Source organism: Pseudomonas sp. stari2 (genome assembly GCF_040760005.1).
Taxonomy (GTDB): Bacteria; Pseudomonadota; Gammaproteobacteria; order Pseudomonadales; family Pseudomonadaceae; genus Aquipseudomonas.
The window spans coordinates 2,341,261-2,363,015 of sequence record NZ_CP099760.1 but is presented as its reverse complement, the minus strand read 5'-3'; the positions used below and the strand labels follow the sequence as shown (position 1 = coordinate 2,363,015).

Sequence of the window (21,755 nt, the reverse complement as noted above, 5' to 3'; positions counted from 1 at the left end):
GTCCCGACAGCGGTTTTTCTCAAGGAAACAGCAGCGGATACTCCCGCCCATTCCCACTGCACCCCTGGAGTCCTGCATGTCTGTTCCCGCTTTCGGTCTTGGTACGTTTCGCCTGCAAGGTCAGGTGGTCATCGATTCGGTGAGCACCGCCCTTGAACTCGGTTACCGGGTCATCGACACCGCGCAAATCTATGAGAACGAAGCGGAGGTCGGCCAGGCCATCGTTGCCAGCGGCATCCCTCGCGAAGAACTGTTCATCACCAGCAAGATCTGGATCGCCAACTTTGCCGGTGAGCGCCTGGTCGAGAGCCTCAAGGAGAGCCTGCAAAAGCTGCAGACCGACTACCTCGACCTGACGCTGATCCACTGGCCGTCGCCGGAAGATCAGGTGCCGGTCGAAGAATTCATGGGTGCCCTGCTGGAGGCCAGGCGCCTGGGCCTGACCCGGCAGATCGGTGTGTCCAACTTCACAATCGACTTGATGAAACAAGCCATCGCAGCAGTCGGCGCGGAAAACATCGCTACCAACCAGATCGAGTTGCACCCGTACCTGCAAAACCGCCAGGTCGTCGAGTTCGCGCAGAGTCAGGGCATCCAGATCACGTCATACATGACCCTGGCCTATGGCGAAGTGCTGAAGGATCCCCTGATCGTGCAGATCGCCAAACGCCTGCAAGCTACCCCGGCGCAAGTCACGCTGGCGTGGGCGATGCAATCGGGTTACGCGGTGATTCCGTCGTCGACCAAGCGCGCCAACCTGCAAGGCAACCTCGGCGCCACCGCGCTGACCCTGAGCGATGCCGACATGGCGCTGATTTCCACTCTCGATCGCGGCCATCGCCTGACCAGTCCCCAAGGCATAGCGCCGCAGTGGGACTGATCGATCAGGCCTGAAGTTGCTGTGCGAGGTCGTGCATGGCCTTGCGCAGTGAATCAATGGCGGCCATAAGTGCAGCCTCGGGCTCGTCGTCGCGGCAGGCCTGTTCGAGTATCCGGCAGGCCGAGACCACGCGCTCGGCACCGATCATGCGCGCCCCGCCCGTGACGTGGTGTGCCAGATCACGCAAGCCTGCACGGTCTCTTTTGCGGCCTGACACGTCCAGCCGTTTGAGGTCGGCGTGCAGGCTGTTCAGTACCTCCTCACGCAATTGCCCGATCAGCGGGTTGTCCGCCCCCGCCAGTTGCAAAAGCGTACTCAGGTCGAATTCAGCCGATCCCTGATCGTCCAAGTGCTCGACCTGCGCTTCACCGGCCCCTGCGGCCATCAAGGCATGGCTCAGCTCGCGCAGCAGAATCGGCTTGAACAGGCAATCGTCCATGCCGGCTGCCAGGCATCGCTGTTTTTCTTCGATCTGCGCATTGGCGGTAAAGCCAAGTATCAGGCAAGGCGCACTGCCCGTCGCCGCCTCGTTTTCACGAATCGTTCGCGCCAATTCATAACCATTGGTTCCGGGCATGTTGATATCGGTGATCAATGCATCGAAAGATTCACCACGCCACACCGCCAGCCCCTGCTCACCGTCTCCGGTGTCAACGGCGCGGTGCCCGAGCTCACTCAATTGCCGGCACAGTAACAAGCGATTGACCGGATGATCATCCACCACCAGCACCTTGAGCGACTTTTGTTCTGTCGCCGCTGGCTCCGTCAGCGCCTCCTGTACACGTGGTTCCAGAACGGGTAGCGCCAGTCGCAGCATGACCTGTGTGCCGCGACCCGGCTCGCTGCTCATCCACAGATCGCCGCCCATCATCTGGCACAGGTTACGACTGATCACCAGCCCCAGACCTGAACCGCTGCGCCCCGAAGATTGATGAATGCCGACTTGTTCGAACGGTCTGAACAATCGCTCCTGATCCTCGGCAGTGATACCGCGACCGCTGTCTTTGATGATCACCCCCACTTCCACCTGTCCATCCTGCGCGGTGAACACTTGCAGCAGCAGGCTCACCTCTCCGTCATCGGTGAACTTGATCGCGTTGCTCATCAGGTTCGCCAGCACTTGCTTGAAACGCAGGGGATCTAGCATCACCTCAACGTTGCTGCGCTCATCCAGTTCTACGTGCCACGACAAATGCTTTTGCCGCGCCAGGCCTTCGAAAATCTGGCACACCGAGGCCACCACCTCGCGCAGATTGGTACGCTCGGGACTCAGTGACAAACGCCCGGATTCAATACGCGCGATGTCGAGAATATCGCCGATCAATGCCAATAACTGCCGCCCCGCACTGGATGCCACCTCAATGGCCGGGCGATCAGTCACGCCTTCGTCGGCACGCTTGAGCGCCAGCTCGAGCATGCCCAGCAACGCGTTCATGGGTGTGCGGATTTCGTGGCTCATGACCGCGAGAAACGTGCTTTTGGCACGGTTGGCGTCATCGGCCGCATCCTTGGCCTCCTGCAATTGGCGTAGCCATTGCTGGCGCTGGCGAATCTGTCGGCGCTGAAAAGCGATCCAGCCCAATGCCAGCAATAGCAATCCCGACGCACCGGCGAATCCAAACAGAATTTCCCGTCGATGGCGCTGCCAGTAACTGTCATCGGCAACCGCGTCACGGCCCCAGCGCTCGACCAGATCGTCGAGTTCCTTGGGGGCAATGCTCAACAACGCCTTGTTCAGAATCGAGTACAACACCACGGCATCCGGGGCGGTGGCCAATGCAATCCGGGCAGGCTGATCCCCCACCGTGCCGACAATCCGGGTACGCCCCCGGTACTGACGGGAAATCAGATAGCGCGCCACCATCAACGAACTCAACGTGGCATCGGCCTGCCCGCTGACAATCGCTTCCATTCCGGCAGCCGGGCTTGGTACTTCAACCAATTTGAGCTGCGGTACTCGCTCCAGCAGATAATCGCGCAACGGGTGACCGCGATAGATCGCCAGCCGTTTGCCGGCCATGTCGTCCAGGGTTCTCACGCCCGACGCCGATACCCCGCTGACCAGCACGAACGGATTGTTCAGATAGGCCCGGGAGAAGCGCATTTCGAGTTCACGCTCGCTGCTGGGTGTCACCACGGGCAGCAGATCAAGCTCCCCGGCCTTCAACTGTTCGATCTGTCGGTCCAGTGACTGCCCCCGTACGATCTCGAACTTCAGGCCGCTGCGCTGACTGATCAGGCTCAACAACTGCGCCGTGAGCCCCTGCACTTTTCCCTCGGCATCAAAGAACGTCAACGGGGCGAAATCCTCGATCGCACCGACCCGCACGCTCGGATGCCGGCCGAGCCACGCCTTTTCACTGCTGCTGAGACTTACCCGCGCTTGTCCCGTAATGTCCGCACGCCCGGCACTCCAGCGCAGCTCCATGGCCAGGCGTTGCTCCATGGGAATGGCCAGCAAGGCCTTGTCGACCAGTCGTTTCAAGCGTGTGTTGCTGCGAGTCAGGGCAAAGGCGAACGGGTTGGCGTCGAGACCCGAGGGGCCGGCCAGTTGCAGATCGTTGTGGAAGTTGATGTTGATCAGATAGCTGGCGCTGATGATATCGCCGAGATACAGGTCATCCCGCCCGAATGCCACGGCGCCGAGGGCATCGAGAATCGAGCGATAACGCTGCAAGGTGGCTTGCGGGTAAGCCCTTTCGATGGTCGAGGCCGGCAGGTAGTCATCCACTATGGCGATACGCTTCCCTGACAGATCATCGGGCACCGGTTCGTCGAGCCGGGTCACCCACATCGGCTGATCTTCGGCGTAGGCACGAGAAAGCATCAGGTCGGGATCGGCCATCTCAAAGTTGTTCGAGGTGCCCAGCAAGTCCAGTTCCCCGGCCTTGAGCGCGGCCATGGCGGTTTCGCGGTCGGGGTAGCACAAGACCTCGATCCGGACATTCAGCACCTGTGCGATCGCGTCGGCGTACTCGGCCGTGAGGCCTTCCAGTTCATGCCGGTTGCGGGTCAACTCAAAGGGAGGATAGTCCGGCCCGGAAGCGCCGATGCGCAATACCGGGTGTGCCCGGAGCCACTGCCGATCCTGGTCGTCGAGGCGAACCCGCACGCCCTCCAGCCGGGTGCGAGAGATGATTTCCAGCGGCTGCGCAACGTTGATCGCCTGCACTGCTGTGGCAAACATCAACAGCAACAGGCAAACGAAACGCTGCGCTCTTTTCATCGGCAGCCCCTCAGAACAGACCGTTGCGTTTGACGAACTCTCGCAGCAACACCAGCGAACTCATTCCAAGCTTGAGCATCAAGCGGGTCTTGTAGGTACTGATGGTCTTGTGGCTCAGGCTCATTTCTTCGGCGATGAGTTTGTTGGATTTGCCGTGAGCCAGTTGCAGCAGGATGTACATTTCGCGGTTGGACAGCCGTTCGATCAGCGCTTTCTCATTACTGTGTACACCGGGTTGTCCTGCATTGACCGCCGGCAGTTCGGGAAAGTAGCTATAGCCTGAGCGGACAGCTTTTATTGCATTCTGCAACTGCCGCAATTCGGCAGATTTGTTGACAAAAGCCATGGCCCCCGCCTGACGGCAACGCACCATGAAATGCGCCGGATCGGCCGAAGTGAAAATCACCACCTTGCAGACGATTCCGATGATCTGGATACGCTCCAGCACCGCCAGTCCGCCCGTACCGGGGAGATTCAAGTCGAGTATGACCAGCTCCGGCGAATGTTTACGGATCATCGGCACGACGTCGACTCCGCGCGACACAACGTGAATCTCTTTGTAACCCAACTCCTGCAACAGAATTCGGATGGCCAAGGCCACCACCGGATGGTCTTCGGCGAACACTACTGAACCCATGTCCACTCCCGGTGCGAATACATGATTACGCCAACGATCTTGACTGAACGGAACAAATGGCGCCCGCGCGACGACTGTTACACGAGACGCCCACTGTGGCACCTGTCAAACCTGACAGTTGTGCCATCGCCTCAACTATGATCCGGCATGCAATTGCACCCGAGGTTTAACCGGGCAGCCCTCTGAAGAGCGCACCCGGGAAGCCTCGACCGACGCCATCAACTGTGTGATGGCGCTCATTGAGGGCAGCGCAGCGTTGCAGGTGGTGATCTTTGGCCGAAAGTATCCGGGAACATCCGATGAGTTCAGCGCTTCGCCATAGACCAATGCATGCCGGACTTGCGCCAGATCGAACAGGAATCCTTGCAGATCCGGCATTCCATCTGCCAGTTGAGAGTCGGTCACCAGTACATCGAACGGCTCGCAGCCGAAATCGATCAGTGACAGCAGTTCGGTGAAGTTCTGCACCGGTGCAATGCGGTAGTAATTGAGGGCATTGAACATCCGCTCGATCTTCATCCGGTGAAAGTGCCGGGTGTCAGCGATCAAAATACGCAAGGTTTTGTCGGCCATCGTGAAAGTCCCGCCAGTCGCTTCAAGTGGCGGCAAGACTACCCAAGCATCGAGGCATGCTCTGTAGGACTATTCCGAAAATAACCGTCACTCATCCGGATTGATGGCCACCTTTGCCATTGCCCGACAATGGGCATTCGCTTGCTTACTCCGTGGTACTCGGACTCCAGAACGCCTGAACCACCAGGTTCGAAGTTGAAATCCGCTTCACCAGTGCGTCCAGTTCATCGCCGTCCACCGATGTCGTTGCGAGCGTGGCTTCGATCTCGATTTCATCGGCACCGAAAGCGTGTACATCGACGTCACTGGCCGGGTAGTTGCTGCGTTCGAGCTCGGCCTCAAGCAAGGCGAATACAGCGGTCTGCTGCGAGCGCCGGGCGATCACGTAGACGATGTTGGTAACTTCCGCCGAGACCACATCCAGCGGCTGGCGGTTGATGTTGTTGACGATCGGCCGCAGTAAGGTGTTGGCAGCGAGCACGAACAAGGTGCCGAGCACGGCTTCGGCCAGCAGGTCGGCGCCGGCACAGGCGCCGACCGCTGCCGAAGTCCAAAGCGTGGCGGCGGTGTTGAGACCGCGCACGTTGCCCTCTTCGCGCATGATCACACCGGCGCCGAGGAAACCGATCCCGGACACCACATAGGCAACCACCCGGACTGCGCCTTCGGCCCCACCGAGCCGGTTGGCCATATCGACGAAAATCGCCGCACCGACCGCCACCAGCACGTTTGTGCGCAAGCCCGCCGTACGTTGCCGGTACTGGCGCTCGAAACCGATCAGCCCACCGAGAATGAACGCCGCGCTGAGGCTGACCAGAGTATCGAGCAGCGAATCGAGGTTGATGTTGTTGATGGCTTGCATGTTGAACTCCTTGAAACCGCCCCCCTTGCTCCCACAAGGGGGGAGTCATTCCTGTTACTGCCAGCCGAACCGACGGATGTAAAAGCCTTTAACAGCCTGAGTCAGTGCCATGTACGCCAGCAGGATCACCGGCAGGAACACGAAGTACATCGACGGCAGTGCCTGCAGTTTGAAGTAGTGCGCCAGCGGCCCCATCGGCAGGAAGATGCCCACGGCCATGATGATTCCGGTCATCACCAGCAGCGGCATGGCCGCGCGGCTTTGCAGGAACGGAATCTTCGGCGTGCGGATCATGTGCACGATCAGCGTCTGGGTCAGCAGCCCCACCACGAACCAGCCGGACTGGAACAGGGTCTGGTGATCCGGGGTGTTGGCATCGAACACGTACCACATCAAGGCGAACGTTGTGATGTCGAAGATCGAACTGATCGGGCCGAAGAACAGCATGAAGCGCCCGACATCCCCAGGCTGCCAGCGCTGTGGCTGTTTCAGCATTTCGTCGTCGACGTTGTCGAACGGGATCGCGATCTGCGAAATGTCATACAGCAGGTTCTGCACCAGCAGGTGCATCGGCAGCATCGGCAGGAACGGAATGAACGCACTGGCCACCAGTACCGAGAACACGTTGCCGAAGTTCGAGCTGGCAGTCATCTTGATGTACTTGAGCATGTTGGCGAAGGTCCGGCGCCCTTCCAGCACGCCCTCCTCCAGCACCATCAGGCTCTTTTCCAGCAGGATGATGTCGGCCGCTTCCTTGGCGATATCGACTGCGCTGTCCACGGAAATACCGATGTCCGCGGTGCGCAGGGCCGGTGCGTCGTTGATGCCGTCACCCATGAATCCGACCACATGGCCGTTGCCCTTGAGGATGCGCACGATGCGTTCCTTGTGGGTCGGCGTCAGCTTGGCGAACACGTTGGTGGTTTCTACCGCCACTGCCAGTTGCGCATCGCTCATGCGTTCGATGTCGTTGCCCATCAACAGGCCTTGCTGGGCCAGGCCCACTTCACGGCAGATCTTAGCGGTCACTAGCTCGTTGTCGCCGGTCAGCACTTTTACGGCCACACCGTGTTCGGCCAGAGCCTTGAGTGCCGGCGCGGTGCTTTCCTTCGGAGGATCGAGGAATGCCACGTAACCGATCAGCGTCAGCTCCTGCTCGTCGCCCAGGCTGTAAGTGTCGCGCCCTTCAGGCATCGACCGTGCCGCCACCGCGACCACGCGCAAGCCTTCAGCGTTGAATGCTGCTGTGACCTGACGAATTCTCGCCAGCAATTCATCGCTCAAGGCTTCGTCGACTTCACCGTGACGAACCCGGGTGCACACCGACAACACTTCTTCCACCGCGCCTTTGCAGATCAACTGATGCGGTTGGCCGTGTCCTTCCACCACCACCGACATGCGCCGGCGATTGAAGTCGAACGGGATCTCGTCGACCTTGCGATACGCCGTGCCGACTTTCAGTTCACGGTGGATTTCCACGTGCTCCAGCACTGCCACATCGAGCAGGTTTTTCAGGCCGGTCTGGTAGTAGCTGTTCAGATAAGCCATTTCCAGCACGTCATCGGAGTCTTCACCCCAGACATCGACATTGCGCGCGAGGAAGATCTTGTCCTGGGTCAACGTGCCGGTCTTGTCGGTGCACAGCACGTCCATGGCGCCGAAGTTCTGGATCGCGTCCAGGCGTTTGACGATGACCTTCTTGCGCGACAGGAATACCGCACCCTTGGCCAGGGTCGAGGTGACGATCATCGGCAGCATTTCCGGGGTCAGGCCCACGGCGATCGACAGCGCGAACAGCAACGCTTCGGTCCAGTCACCCTTGGTGAAACCGTTGATGAACAACACCAGCGGCGCCATGACGAACATGAAGCGGATCAACAGCCAGCTGACCTTGTTCACACCTCTCTGGAACGAAGTCACCGCGCGATCCGTTGCCCCGACCCGCAGCGCCAGCGCACCGAAATAGGTGCTGTTGCCGGTGGTGAGAATCACCGCCACCGCTGTCCCGGACACCACGTTGGTGCCCATGAACAGGATGTTGTCCAGCTCCAGCGGGTTGCGCGTATCGCGATCCGCCTGACGGGGGAATTTCTCCACCGGCATCGATTCGCCGGTCATCGCGGCCTGGCTGACGAACAGATCCTTGGCGCTGAGCACCCGGCAATCGGCAGGAATCATGTCGCCGGCCGAGAGCACGATCAGATCGCCCGGCACCAGTTGCTTGATCGGCAGTTCAGTGCGCGGCGCATCCCGGCGCAGCACGGTGGCGGTGTTGCTGACCATCGCCTTGAGCGCGTCGGCCGCCTGGTTGGATTTGCTTTCCTGCCAGAAGCGCAGCAGGGTCGAGAGCACCACCATGGAGAAGATCACGATGGCGGCTTTCAGGTCATCGGTCAGCCACGAGATCACCGCCAACAGGGTCAGCAGCAGGTTGAACGGGTTTTTGTAGCAGTGCCACAGGTGGGTCCACCACGGCAGCGGTTGCTCATGCTCGACTTCGTTGAGGCCATGCTGTGCACGCAGCACATCGACTTCGAAATCGGTGAGGCCATCAGTGTGGGTGCCGAGGTTCGACAGCAGCACACCGCTGTCGCAATGGGCGGCGTCCACCAGCGTATTGGCCAGGGTGGGCGGCACCTCACGGCTGACCGTGGTGTCTTTGAGGGTTTCCAGCAACGCCAGGCGACGGAAGTGCCGGGCGATGTGGCGTGTGCGCAGGAAGCCTGCGAAAAATTCCTTGAGCGTAAGTTTCATGGCTGTTGCCCCTATGGTCAGCCGGGAAACCGTCAAGCAGGTACGTCCAGCCCTCTTGCACCGCAAAACCGGCACGGCAAGGGTTGGCGCGCCGGTCAAAAAGACAGGCGTGTCGATAGGGCTGCGATTGCGACAATGAAGTCGAAACCACGCTCTTTTCAGCGTCGATGAGAAGGACGTCGGGACATGGTCTCAACTGACCATGATCGGGATGCCGCTGCTCGCTGTTCGGCGAGACAACGGCACAAAGGAATGCGCGTTATCTTGCCGAGAATCTGCCGGTTACAAGGACCGGCCGACAACTGTCACTCGAACAAGTACCCACTGTGGGTCTCCGCTATTGATGAAAACGCGCGAAGCTTACGCCCCGATGCCTGGAGAGTAAACCCGCAAAAAGAAGTGTGTCGGGCAAATGCAGGGCCATTCAGGAAGGGTTCAGGATTGACCTCGAAACGACTCCCGCGCTCGGCGCGGGAGTCGTCAGGAAGTCATTAGCTGGCAGTCGCCAACAACAGATCCAACACCGAACGGCTGTGCCCGCGACTCTTGCCATGCTCATACAGCGAGCCGGCAATCTCGTCCGCACGAATCGGCAGGATCGACAGCAGCGTATCGCTCAGGCCGTGGCTGGCCTGGCAGAAGCCCTGCATGTACAGACCGGCCTTGCAGCGCTCGTCGGTGATCAGTTTGTAGTTGCGATCGACCTCGAAATCACCCAAGTACTCTTCCAGCGGCGCCAACAGTTTGCGGTGCATCTGACGCTCATAACCGGTGGCCAGCACGACTGCATCGTAGGCACGCACGGTGACTTCGCCGGTGGCGTTGTTGCGCACGGTCAGTTCGATGCCGTGCTCGGTAGCAGTGGTTTTCTCGACAGTGGTCAGGGTGCGGAACGCATGGCGTGCCACGCCGGAGACTTTCTGCCGATAGAAGATGCCGTAGATGCGCTCGATCAGGTCGATATCGACCACCGAGTAATTGGTGTTGTGGTACTCGTTGACCAGACGCTCACGCTCGCTGCTCTTCTGCTGGAAGATCAGGTCGGTGAATTCCGGCGAGAACACTTCGTTGACGAACGGGCTGTCGTCCGCCGGCTTCAGCGCCGAGCCGCGCAGGATCATGTCGACCTGCACCGACGGGAACGAATCGTTCAGATCGATGAAGGCTTCCGCCGCGCTCTGGCCGGCGCCGATGATCGCGATGCTCATCGGCTGGTTGTTGACGCACGGTTGTTTGGCCATCTCGGCCAGATACTGCGAGTGGTGGAACACCCGGGCATCGCCTTTCAGCGCCTTGAACGCCTCAGGAATACGCGGCGTGCCACCGGCGCTGACCACCACCGAGCGCGCGGTGCGCACGAATTGCTGGCCGTCCACACCACGGGAAATCACTCGCAACGCTTCAACCTGATGGTTGTGCAGGACTGGCTCGATGGTCAGCACTTCTTCGCCATAACGGCTCTGCTCGGTGAACTGCGCGGCGACCCAGCGCAGGTAGTCGTTGTACTCCATGCGGCACGGGTAAAAGGTGCCGAGGTTGATGAAGTCCACCAGACGACCGTGGTGCTTGAGGTAATTGACGAACGAATACGGGCTGGTCGGGTTGCGCAGGGTCACCAGATCCTTGAGGAAGGAAATCTGCAACTCGCTCTGGGTCGACAGGGTGTTGCCGTGCCAGCTGTAGGTCGGTTGCTTGTCGAGAAACAGCACATCCAGTTCGCCCAGGGTCGGGGCTCGCTCCTGCAGAGCGATGGCCAGCGCCAGGTTCGAAGGGCCGAAACCGACGCCGATCAGGTCGTGAACGATGGGCGATGCAATTGCCTGTGTCATTTCCAGTGTCCTCTGGATGAACCCCTCAACAGCGGGGATGAAGCCTGGGTGACCTGACCGGCCTTGTGCAGGACAGCAGATCGTCTGTTGAGTAGGAACGAGGACGGTGAAAAAAAATTTAACCGGGAACGATCAATGTCCATCCCATTGCTTGATGCGCACCCGGCAATGTTTCATGGCGTTGACGATGTGTTTTTCAACCAGTGCCTTGGAAATGCCAAGGTGTTCGGCGATTTCCGGGTGCGACAGCCCTTCTATCTTGCGCAGTAAAAAGCTCTCGCGGCACAGCGCCGGCAACTCGGCCAGTGCACGCTGCAACAGCGCCAGGCGCTGGCCATGATCGAGGCTGTGATGAGGAGAAGGACTGAAATAGCGCTCTTCGCTATCGAGCACATCAAGGGATTCGACCTGACGCGAGGCATTGCGCCGATGGTCATCGATCACCAGGTTGAGAGCCGTGCGGTAGAGAAACGCGCGGGGCTGCTCGATCGGCGTGTCGCTGGACCGCTCCAGTACCCGCAGATAAGCGTCATGCACTACATCTTCGGCCACCTGGCGGTTGCCTAGCTTGGCGTTCAGGAAACACACCAGCTCGCGATAGTAGTTTTCCAACATGACTCCCGGCCGCAGGGTGCGGTTTCGATCCTTGAGCCAGACCGGCGATCTGCCAAAACAGGCAGTGGCACGATGGTGGCAAATTCAGACACGTAATTTATAGTAATTCTCATATAGATTTAAAGCGCTGTTTCCATTTGCCCGACAAATTGTTGCCAGCTATACCTGTTACCGCGTTTTTCAGCGCTTAAATTCCCCACCTCGTCTCTCGTTTAAAGGACAGCCCCCCGTATCTGTCGCGCCCTGCGACAGCGTTCGACCGTGGCCCGTTCGCGGTGCCTGCTGAACGACGGGCCGATTTCCACTGGCCGGAACCCTGCATGAAACGTCCCCGCCCCGCCCGACGCGCCCTGCTCATCGCCCTTTGTCTGATTCCCGTTATTGCCGTTGCCGCCTGGCAAGTCTTGCCGCCCGGCCGGGACAAATTCGCCACCGTACAAGTCTCCCGTGGCGATATAGAAAGCAGCGTGACCGCACTCGGCACCCTTCAACCACGGCGCTATGTGGACGTCGGCGCCCAGGCTTCGGGGCAGATTCGCAAGATCCACGTGGAAGTCGGCGACGTGGTCAAGGAAGGCCAGTTGCTGGTGGAGATCGACCCGGCCACGCAAAAGGCCAAGCTCGACGCCAGCCAGTTTTCCATCGAAAACCTCAAGGCGCAGTTGCAGGAACAACAGGCCCAACACGAACTGGCGCGCCAGAAATATCAGCGCCAGCAGAATCTGGCCGCCGGCGGCGCCACCCGTGAAGAAGACGTGCAGACCGCCCGCGCCGAGCTGAAAGCCACGCAAGCGCGCATCGACATGTTCCAGGCGCAGATCCGTCAGGCACAGGCGAGCCTGCGCAGCGATCAGGCCGAACTCGGCTACACCCGGATCTTCGCGCCGATGGCCGGCACCGTGGTTGCGCTGGACGCTCGTGAGGGCCAGACACTCAACGCGCAACAACAGACGCCACTGATCCTGCGGATCGCCAAGCTGTCGCCAATGACGGTCTGGGCTGAAGTTTCCGAGGCCGACATCGGCCACGTCAAACCGGGCATGACCGCTTATTTCACCACCCTCAGCGGCGGCAACCGGCGCTGGAGCAGCACCGTGCGGCAGATCCTGCCGGTGCCACCCAAACCGCTGGATCAAACCAGCCAGGGCGGCGGCAGCCCGACCAGCACCAGTAAAAGCGGTGCCGGCCGCGTGGTGCTGTACACCGTGTTGCTGGATGTCGACAACGCCGACAACGCGTTGATGGCGGAGATGACCACGCAAGTGTTTTTCGTCTCCAACGAGGCAAAAAACGTCCTCACCGCACCGATTGCCGCCCTGCATGGCAGCGCCAAACCCGACAGCCAGGTCGCCCGGGTCGTGGCGCAGAACGGCGACATCGAGCAGCGCACCGTGCGCACCGGCATCAGCGATCGCTTGAAAGTGCAGATCCTCGATGGCCTAAGCGAGGGCGATCATCTGTTGATCGGCCCGGCCGACGGTAGCGGAGGTTGAATGCAAACGCCCCTGATCGACCTGCAGGACATCCGCAAATCCTACGGCGGCGGTGACGCGCCCGAAGTTCACGTGCTGCGCGGCATCGACCTGTCGATCCATGCCGGCGAGTTCGTGGCGATCGTCGGCGCGTCCGGCTCCGGCAAATCGACGCTGATGAACATCCTCGGCTGCCTCGACCGGCCCACGTCCGGCGAATACCGGTTTGCCGGGGAAAACGTCGCGGGCCTGGACACCGATGAACTGGCCTGGCTGCGTCGCGAGGCCTTCGGTTTTGTGTTTCAGGGTTACCACCTGATTCCGTCCGGCTCCGCCCAGGAAAACGTCGAGATGCCGGCCATCTATGCCGGCACTCCTGCCGCCGAGCGCCATGCACGGGCCGCCGTCCTGCTCGAGCGCCTCGGCCTGGCCTCGCGCACTGGCAATCGCCCCCATCAACTTTCCGGTGGCCAGCAACAACGGGTGTCGATTGCCCGCGCCTTGATGAACGGCGGTCATATCATTCTGGCGGACGAACCGACCGGCGCCCTCGACAGCCACAGCGGCAAGGAAGTCATGGCGCTGCTCGACGAGCTGGCGAGCCAGGGCCATGTGGTCATCCTCATCACCCACGACCGTGAAGTGGCGGCCCGGGCCAAGCGCATCATTGAAATCAGCGACGGCCTGATCATCCGCGACAGCGCCAAGGAACACCCCACCGTGCAGGCCAGCGCCAACCCCGGTGCCTTGCAGGCAGTGGATCTGCGCAAGCGCCTGAGCGAGGGCAGCGAAGCGAGCGGCGCCTGGAAAGGTGAGCTGATCGATGCGGTACAGGCGGCGTGGCGCGTCATGTGGATCAACCGCTTCCGTACCGCGCTGACGCTGCTGGGGATCATCATCGGCGTGGCGTCGGTGGTGGTCATGCTCGCGGTCGGTGAAGGCAGCAAGCGCCAGGTCATGGCGCAGATGGGCGCCTTCGGCTCCAACATCATTTACCTCAGCGGCGCCGCGCCGAACCCGCGCACGCCGCCGGGCATCGTCACCCTCGATGAAGTCTCCGCACTGGCCAGCCTGCCGCAGATCACTCGCATCATGCCGGTCAACGGCGCCGAAGCCGGGGTGCGCTTCGGCAACCTCGACCACATGAGTTACATCGGCGGCAATGACACCAATTTCCCCGACATCTTCAACTGGCCGGTGGTTGAAGGCAGCTACTTCACCGAGGCCGACGAGCGCAACGGTGCGGCCGTCGCGGTGATCGGCAAAAAGGTCCGCGACAAGTTGCTCAAGAACGTGAGCAACCCCATCGGCCAATACATCCTGATCGAGAATGTGCCGTTCCAGGTGGTCGGTGTACTCGCCGGTAAAGGCGCCAGCTCCGGCGATCAGGACAGCGACAATCGCATCGCCATCCCCTACTCCGCCGCGAGCGTGCGGTTGTTCGGCACGCATAACCCCGAGTACGTGGTGATCGCCGCCGCCGATGCGCGCAAGGTCCATGAAACCGAAATGGCCATCGAGCAATTGATGTTGCAGTTGCACAACGGCAAGAAGGATTTCGAACTGACCAACAATGCCGCGATGATTCAGGCCGAAGCCCGCACGCAAAACACCCTGTCGCTGATGCTCGGTTCCATTGCCGCGATTTCGCTGCTGGTCGGCGGCATCGGGGTGATGAACATCATGCTCATGACGGTGCGCGAACGCACTCGCGAAATCGGTATCCGCATGGCTACCGGCGCCCGTCAGCGCGACATCCTGCGTCAGTTCCTGACCGAAGCGGTGATGCTGTCGGTGGTTGGCGGCATTGCCGGTATTGGCCTGGCGCTGCTCGTGGGCGGCGTGTTGATACTCAGCGAAGTCGCCGTCGCATTTTCCCTGGTGGCAATCGCCGGCGCTTTCGCCTGCGCACTGATCACCGGGGTCGTTTTCGGCTTCATGCCCGCCCGCAAAGCTGCCCGGCTCGACCCGGTCACGGCCCTCACCAGTGAATGATCGATCTATGAAACCGCAACTGAGCCTGTTGACCCTTTGCCTGATGCTGAGCGGCTGCGGCAGCCCCGCTCCACGCCCGGAAAGTGGCGTGACCGCCCCCGCCGCGTGGCAATCGCCTACCGGTCAATCGGTGGCGCAGACCAACCAGCAATGGTGGACGCACTTCGCCAGCCCGCACCTGAACCAACTGATCGGACAGGCGCAAAGCGGCAGCCACGACCTCGCCGCCGCCATCGCCCGCGTGCGTCAGGCTCGCGCCAGCACGATCATCGCCGGCGGTTCGCAATTGCCGGAAATAACCGCCGGCCTGAACGCCAACCGCCAGAAACTGCTGCGCGGCAACGGCTACAGCCAACTGGATGCCGACAGCAGCAACAAGGCCGTGGATTACTTCGACGCCAACCTCAGCGCCAGTTATGAAATCGACTTCTGGGGCGGTCAGGCCGCCACCCGCGAAAGCGCCCGTCAGGGTTTGCGCGCCAGTGAGTTCGATCAGGCCACCGTGGAATTGACCCTGCTCAGCGACGTCGCCAACCGCTACACCCAGGCGTTGTCATTGCAGGAACAAAGCCGCATTGCCGCGTTGAACCTGACCAACGCGCAGAGTGTTTTGCAACTGGTGCAGACTCGCTTCAACGCCGGTTCCGCCACTGCGCTGGAACTGGCCCAACAGAAAAGTCTGGTGGCCGCGCAACAGCGGCAACTGCCGACAGTGCAGCAACAGGCCGAGGACGCGCGAATCGGTCTTGCGGCTCTGCTCGGGCGACCAGTGCAGGAGTTGCCGCCGAGCCTCGAATCGTTCGATCAACTGCAATGGCCACAAATCGCTGCCGGATTGCCTAGCGACCTGCTGACCCGGCGCCCGGACATCGCCCGCGCCGAAGCGCAACTGGCAGCCGCCCAGGCAGACGTCAACGTCGCCCGCGCCGCCATGCTACCCAAGGTCACCCTGAGCGCACAGTTGGGCTCCGGCGCCAACCGCTTCGACGATGTAATGCGTAGCCCGTTCTACAATTTCACCGCCGGGCTGATCACACCGATCTTCAATAACGGTCGGCTGTCCGCAGAACGCGACAAGGCAATCGCCCGCCAGGAAGAACTGCTGGAAACCTATCGCAGCGCGATCATCAATGGCTTCGCTGACGTGGAAAAAGCCCTGAACAGCATTCAAGGTCTGGATCAGCAGCGGCAATGGCAGACCGAAGAGCTGAATCAGGCACAGACGGCGTTCAACCTTTCGCAAAGCCGTTACCAGGCCGGCGCCGAAGACTTGCTGACCGTGCTGGAAACCCAGCGCACGCTGTACGCCGCGCAGGATCTCAACGTGCAACTGCGACTGGCACGGATGCAGGCGAGCATTGCGTTGTACAAAGCGTTGGGTGGGGGTTGGGAGACGCGCTGAAAAACAAAAGATCGCAAGCTGCGATCTTTTGCTTCAAACCTTGGCTTTCAAATGACGCGCATACCACGGCCGTTGCGGCACGCGGCGGAACAGCGCGGCGAGCTTCTTCTCGTCGCCGATGAAGGTGATGCGCAGCGCCAGTTTCATGGTCTCCGGATCCATCTCCACTGACTTGCCCACCTGCAACCCCGGCGTAGTGCTGCAACCGTGGGTGGTCGGCCCCAGCCACGGATCCGCGACTTCGTTCCAGCGCCCAGGCGCAAACCACTGCACACCGTTGACCACTTGCCGCGTGACTTCACCCGGGTGGAAACGCTCGTGAGCGCGGAACCAGTCTTCGATGCGGTCATCGATCCAGCCGTGAAAACGCCAGAACACCGGATTGACGTGGGATGAAAACGGATCGCCGAGGAAGTCGTTTTCCGCCGCAAACCAGCGTGCGGCGAAATCCGCCGGATCCCGGGCAAACGGTACCGGTTGGCCGTTGGACGGATCGCGCGGCACCGAGGCCCAGCGCATGTGCAACCAGTCATGCAGCCCCAGTTCGACTTCAGAACCGAACTGCCCCAGCGTGAGTTTGGCCAGATAAGCCGGATCGCGGTACTGCGACTCCCAGACCTGAAAGTTGCTTTCGTAGGTCTCAGCGGTTTTCAGGTCGCTGACCCATTGGCTGTACTCGTTGTCGCCGTCGGCCAGCCAGGTCGGCGGCAGTGCCGTGCCGTCGTGGTTATCGAAGTAACGGGCGAAGCCGATCCGGTCGCGGATCAATTCAGGCTGCGGGAGCGGGAAATACTCCCACGACGGCAGATCCTGCATCGAACGCGCCGTGCCCAGCATGTGCCGGTGCATGAAGAAAAAGTCGACGCCCGAACCGTTGCGATCCTTACGGTCGCCACGAGCATCGCGCTCGTTGTCGCGCGGGCCGGGCTGCCAGCCGAGACCGCGCAACGCGTTGCGCTTGTCTTCAGCCAAGGTGTGCCATTTGTCTCGCGTGGCGTGCCAGACCTGGTGAAACAACCGATGCTCGGGAGAGATCAGCCACGCCAGCAGCGTCGGGTTCAGCGGCGTGCGCTGCCGTGCTTCGGGGAACAGATGTTTGACGGCAATGAAGCGGTTGTCCTGCATCGGCAGTGCCAACGGCCGATCCAGGCGTGACACCCGACCGCTGAGGCTGCCGCTGCCGGCGTTGCCGAAATCGGCCCAGACTTCGTCGAGGATCATTTGCAGTTCGTAGTCGATATGGCCGCCTGCACTGATCAGCCGCCAGCTCAACTTCGCCGCGTCACCCTCGGCCAGATCACCGATTATTCGGTAACGCGGTGTTTCGCCAGAGCGCAGACGCTCGGGTGTATCCAGAAAACCGCAGACACCGCGCCCCTTCTGGCCGATGTCGAGAAACACTTGCAGACCGTTTGCCGGCAGCCCTTCGACGCCGGCGTCGCGGCCCTCGAAACGGATGTCCCAGACTCCGCGCAGTTTGTTCGCCAAACGCTGACCAGCCATGTCGGCCACGTCGAACGACGCTTCGCCGGGGGTGATCGTGGGGTCCGGTCTGGTCCATTCACGATGACCAAAATAAGCCGCAGGCACCGCAGCGCCAGTCAGCGCCAGGCCTGCCATGAACCATCGTCGAGAAATCTTCATTGCCCTACCTGTGTCAGCCATGAAGCAGGCTTTATCCAAGCTAGAACGTACGCTGCCCCGACAAATTTAAGGGCGCCCTCGCCACAGGGCGATGCGACTAAATTTCGTTGCCAATCACTCGTTCTTTCCAGATAGCAATGGCCCCTGCGCCAGCACCTCGACGGCGAACCTGACTGAGATGGCAATGACAAAACCACGTTCGAAAAAGGCTCTTTTCATTGGCCTGCCACTGGCCTTGGCGATCAGTGCCGCAGCAGGCTTCGCAGCCTGGGATTACTGGCTCAACGACAATCCCGGCTATCCGGCCAAGGTGATGGAGCAGGCCCGCGAGATGCACCAGCACCTGCTGTCGTTCGACAGCCACATCACCGTCCTCCAGGACTTCGGCACCCACGGCAATGAAGCCGACAAGGACGGCCCCGGGCAGTTCGATCTGATCAAGGCCAATCGCGGGCAACTGTCCGGTGCGGCGCTGACTATTTTCGGTTGGCCGGAACTGTGGAACGGCGCCAATGCGCCGCACAAGCCGACCGCGGGTTTCGTTGAAGAGGCGCGCAACCAGCAGGAGATCCGCTACAAGATCATCTCCGGCATGGTCCGCGATTTTCCCAATCAGGTCGGGATTGCCTACACGCCCGATGATTTCCGCCGCCTGCATGGCGAAGGCAAGTTCGCGATCTTCATCAGCATGCTCAACGCCTACCCGCTGGGCCACGACCTGAACCTGCTGGACTTGTGGACGGCGCGCGGCATGCGCATGTTCGGCTTCAGCTACATCGGCAACAACGACTGGGCCGATTCGTCCCGGCCGCTGCCGTTCTTCAATGATTCTCCGGATGCACTCGACGGCCTCTCCGACATCGGCAAGCAAGCAGTCAAGCGTCTCAACGATCTGGGCGTGATCATCGACGTGTCGCAGATGTCGACCAAAGCCCTGGAGCAAGTCGCACAACTGAGCCGTACGCCGATGGTGGCCTCGCACTCGGCGCCACGGGCGATGGTCGATATCCCCCGCAACCTCAGCGACAAAGAACTGCAACTGATCAAGAACAGCGGCGGCGTGGTGCAGGTGGTGGGCTTCTCGCAGTACTTGCGCCCGCTGACCCAGACCACCCAGGACAAACTCAACGAACTGCGCAAGAGCTTCGACCTGCCGCCCCTGCCCAATCTGGCCGTGGCGCTGATGCCGGGCGACCCGATCATCGCCGCGTGGCCCGAGGCCAAGTTCGGCCAGTACGCCAGCCGTCTCTACGCGATCCTCGATGAAGAACCCAAAGCCACGCTCAAGGATTACGGCGACGCCATCGATTACACCGTACGCAAGATCGGCATCGATCATGTCGGCATCAGCTCCGACTTCAACGAAGGCGGCGGCGTCAAAGGCTGGGATAACGTCGGCGACATCCCCAACGTCACCGCCGAGCTGATTTCGCGCGGCTACTCCGAAGCCGACATCGCCAAGCTCTGGGGCGGCAACTTCCTGCGGGTCTGGGATCAGGTGCAGAAAGCCGCCCGACCTGCGTTGATTTCACAGCAGGACAAGACCACGCCATGAGTGATCGTCGTACGTTTCTCAAGCAGGCGGGGATTCTCGCCGCCGGCCTGCCACTGGCCTCGGGTATCGTCCAGGGCGCCAGCCCCGCCAACACCGCGAACGTTGTGCCAGCAGCGCCGGCACAGGACAAATGGGCGCAGTTGCGCACGCTGTTCGAGCAAGACCCGGACTGCCTGCACTTCTCCAACTTCCTGATCACCTCACACCCCAAACCGGTGCGTGACGCCATCGCCCTGCACCGCGCTGCCCTCGACAAAAATCCAGGGCTGGCGATGGACTGGGACCTGGGCGTGATCGAGCAGCGTGAAGAAGAGGTGCGCGTCTGGGCCGGACGCTATCTGCAAGCCGACGCCAGACAGATCGCCCTGACCGGCAGCACCACCGAGGGCCTGGCGATGATTTACGGCGGCGCCCATGTGCGTGCCGATCAGGAAATCCTCACCACTCAACACGAACACTACGCCACCCACACCATCCTCGCGCTGCGCACACAGCGTGAAGGCACCAAGCTGCGCAAGATCCGTCTGTTCAAGGATCCGCACACGGCAACCAAGACCGAAATCCTCGCGGCCATCGACAGCAACATCCGCCCCGAAACCCGTGTGTTGGGCATGTGCTGGGTGCATTCGGGCAGCGGCGTGAAACTGCCGATCGCTGAAATCGGCGCACTGGTCGACAAGCACAACAAGGGCCGTTCGGACGACAACCGGATCATCTATCTGGTGGACGGCGTGCACGGCTTCGGCGTCGATGATTTGAGTTTTCCGGCGATGAACTGCGACTTCTTTATTGCCGGCACCCACAAATGGATGTTCGGCCCGCGTGGCACCGGCATCGTCTGCAGCCGTTTCGATCAGGTCAGGTACGTCACGCCGATCATTCCGACCTTCTCCGAAGCCACCGCGTTTTCCACCACCATGACCCCCGGCGGCTATCACGCCTTCGAGCACCGCTGGGCCCTGAACGAAGCGTTCAAATTGCACCTGCAACTGGGTAAGGCCGACGTCCAGGCGCGCATTCACGCCTTGAACAGCTACCTGAAAAAGCGCCTGCAGGAACACCCGCAGATCGAACTGGTCACGCCGCTGAGCCCCGAGCTCTCCGCCGGTTTCACCTTCTTCCGGGTCAAGGGCAAGGACTGCGACAAGATCGCCGCCTACCTGATGCAGAACAAGGTGATCGCCGACGCCGTCGACCGCGACGTCGGGCCGGTCATTCGCAGCGCACCGGGCCTGCTGAACAACGAACAAGAAATCGACCGCTTCATGACCGTGCTCGTCAGCCAGATCTGAGCACCGCGAACTCCTTTAAACCTGTTATCGAGAGAAATGATGAACAGTGAGCTACGTAGTTTTTCCATCAAGTCGCTCCCGGCGCTGACCCTCGCCGCCCTGCTCGCCAGCCTGTTGCCGGGGCTGGCGCAGGCGGCTGAACCGCTGCAGCCGGGCAAGGTGTTCAAAGATTGCAAGGACTGCCCGGAAATGGTCGTGCTGCCCACCGGCACCTTCACCATGGGCACCCCGGAAGACGAAGTCGGTCGCGAGCCGGACGAAGGTCCGATGCACCCGGTGACGTTCGCCAAACCGCTGGCCATCAGCCGCTTCCAGGTCCTTCGGGGGCAGTGGGACGCCTACCTCAAGGACACCGGTTATCAGATGCCCGACGGTGATGATCGCGAGGGCCGAGCGTGCAAGGCCGGGATTCCGGATTACGCGGGCAGCGACCCGCGCAAGCAGTACACCGACAGGCATCCGGCCGTGTGCATGGACTTCGCCGAGGTCAACGCGTACGTGGCGTGGCTCTCGAAAAAGACTGGCAAGCAATACCGTCTGGTCAGTGAGTCCCTGCGCGAATACGCCGCGCGTGCCGGCAGCACCGGGCCCTTCCCGTTCCCGTTCGATGAGGGCAAGGAATACAGCATCGCCAAACATGCCAACACCTATGGCGCCGCAGATGGCTTTAACTTCACCGCACCGGCCGGCAGCTTCCCGGCCAACGCCTTTGGCGTCTATGACATGCACGGCAACGTCTACGAATGGACCGCCGACTGCTACAACGAAAACTACGTCGGCGCTCCGAGTGACGGCAGTGCGTGGCGGAGCGGCGACTGCACCATCCAGCGCATCCGTGGCAATGACTGGGGCGAAGCGCCGGTGTTCTCGCGTTCCGGCAACCGCAACGCGGTCTACCCCAAAGTGCGTGGCGACTGGCTGGGCTTTCGTGTAGCCCGCGACCTCTGATCCACCCCGGCGTCGGCCATCGGATCGACGCCCTCCCGGTTTTTCTCGAATCATCGCCCCAGCGGCCTCCA

The 21,755-nt window shown here is 61.1% G+C and carries 15 protein-coding genes; 7 read left to right on the top strand and 8 right to left on the bottom strand.

Translation table 11 applies throughout. The features are described 5' to 3' along the window. Nucleotides 1-76: 76 nt before the first annotated feature. The gene (gene dkgB, locus NH234_RS10685; protein ID WP_367256461.1) at nt 77-880 is read left to right on the top strand and encodes a 2,5-didehydrogluconate reductase DkgB; all 804 of its coding nucleotides are present in this window, start codon (nt 77-79) and stop codon (nt 878-880) included. Nucleotides 881-884: 4 nt separating this feature from the next. Here dkgB and NH234_RS10680 read toward each other — a convergent pair whose 3' ends face one another. The 7 genes from NH234_RS10680 to NH234_RS10650 all read right to left on the bottom strand — a co-directional run bounded on the left by NH234_RS10680 (nt 885) and on the right by NH234_RS10650 (nt 11,376). Continuing rightward, nucleotides 885-4,106, bottom strand: a complete 3,222-nt coding sequence (locus NH234_RS10680; protein WP_367256460.1) for a transporter substrate-binding domain-containing protein — start codon at nt 4,104-4,106, stop codon at nt 885-887. Nucleotides 4,107-4,116: 10 nt separating this feature from the next. After that, the gene (locus NH234_RS10675; RefSeq protein ID WP_085732456.1) at nt 4,117-4,743 is read right to left on the bottom strand and encodes a response regulator transcription factor; all 627 of its coding nucleotides are present in this window, start codon (nt 4,741-4,743) and stop codon (nt 4,117-4,119) included. Nucleotides 4,744-4,878: 135 nt separating this feature from the next. Next, the gene (locus NH234_RS10670; protein WP_367256459.1) at nt 4,879-5,316 is read right to left on the bottom strand and encodes a chemotaxis protein CheY; all 438 of its coding nucleotides are present in this window, start codon (nt 5,314-5,316) and stop codon (nt 4,879-4,881) included. A 145-nt stretch (nt 5,317-5,461) separates the two neighbouring features. Further along, complete coding sequence (locus NH234_RS10665) at nt 5,462-6,178, bottom strand: MgtC/SapB family protein (protein WP_085711975.1); 717 nt, start codon at nt 6,176-6,178, stop codon at nt 5,462-5,464. A 54-nt stretch (nt 6,179-6,232) separates the two neighbouring features. Further along, entirely contained in the window at nt 6,233-8,932 is a 2,700-nt protein-coding gene (mgtA, locus tag NH234_RS10660; protein WP_367256458.1) for a magnesium-translocating P-type ATPase, read from the bottom strand. Between the two features lie 491 nt (nt 8,933-9,423). Next, on the bottom strand, nt 9,424-10,761 hold the full coding sequence (locus NH234_RS10655) for a lysine N(6)-hydroxylase/L-ornithine N(5)-oxygenase family protein (RefSeq protein ID WP_367256457.1): 1,338 nt from the start codon (nt 10,759-10,761) through the stop codon (nt 9,424-9,426). A 132-nt stretch (nt 10,762-10,893) separates the two neighbouring features. Beyond that, nucleotides 10,894-11,376: a sigma-70 family RNA polymerase sigma factor gene (locus tag NH234_RS10650; protein ID WP_085732452.1), complete on the bottom strand. Its 483-nt coding sequence runs from the start codon at nt 11,374-11,376 to the stop codon at nt 10,894-10,896. A gap of 320 nt (nt 11,377-11,696) precedes the next feature. Between NH234_RS10650 and NH234_RS10645 the strand changes: the two genes are divergently transcribed. Genes NH234_RS10645 through NH234_RS10635 form a run of 3 tightly spaced genes read left to right on the top strand, consistent with a single transcriptional unit; the run spans nt 11,697 to nt 16,245 of the window. Next, on the top strand, nt 11,697-12,869 hold the full coding sequence (locus tag NH234_RS10645; protein ID WP_085732451.1) for an efflux RND transporter periplasmic adaptor subunit: 1,173 nt from the start codon (nt 11,697-11,699) through the stop codon (nt 12,867-12,869). Further along, nucleotides 12,870-14,843 (top strand): MacB family efflux pump subunit, encoded by a 1,974-nt coding sequence (locus NH234_RS10640; protein ID WP_085732450.1) that lies wholly within the window; start codon nt 12,870-12,872, stop codon nt 14,841-14,843. Between the two features lie 7 nt (nt 14,844-14,850). Beyond that, on the top strand, nt 14,851-16,245 hold the full coding sequence (locus tag NH234_RS10635; RefSeq protein ID WP_367256456.1) for an efflux transporter outer membrane subunit: 1,395 nt from the start codon (nt 14,851-14,853) through the stop codon (nt 16,243-16,245). Between the two features lie 33 nt (nt 16,246-16,278). On the opposite strand, the gene NH234_RS10630 is transcribed toward NH234_RS10635, so the two are convergent. Next, complete coding sequence (locus NH234_RS10630) at nt 16,279-17,889, bottom strand: PvdJ/PvdD/PvdP-like protein (protein ID WP_085732448.1); 1,611 nt, start codon at nt 17,887-17,889, stop codon at nt 16,279-16,281. A 184-nt stretch (nt 17,890-18,073) separates the two neighbouring features. On the opposite strand from NH234_RS10630, the gene pvdM reads away from it, so the two are divergent. The 3 genes from pvdM to NH234_RS10615 are packed head-to-tail and all read left to right on the top strand — an operon-like array spanning nt 18,074 to nt 21,684. Beyond that, entirely contained in the window at nt 18,074-19,444 is a 1,371-nt protein-coding gene (gene pvdM, locus NH234_RS10625) for a pyoverdine-tailoring dipeptidase-like protein PvdM (protein ID WP_367256455.1), read from the top strand. Further along, nucleotides 19,441-20,736 carry an aminotransferase class V-fold PLP-dependent enzyme gene (locus NH234_RS10620; RefSeq protein WP_367256454.1) on the top strand — a complete coding sequence of 432 codons (1,296 nt, stop codon included), beginning with the start codon at nt 19,441-19,443 and terminating at the stop codon, nt 20,734-20,736. The genes pvdM and NH234_RS10620 overlap by 4 nt, the downstream gene beginning before the upstream one ends. Nucleotides 20,737-20,775: 39 nt before the next feature. Beyond that, nucleotides 20,776-21,684 (top strand): formylglycine-generating enzyme family protein, encoded by a 909-nt coding sequence (locus tag NH234_RS10615; protein ID WP_367256453.1) that lies wholly within the window; start codon nt 20,776-20,778, stop codon nt 21,682-21,684. The last annotated feature ends 71 nt before the right edge of the window (nt 21,685-21,755 follow it).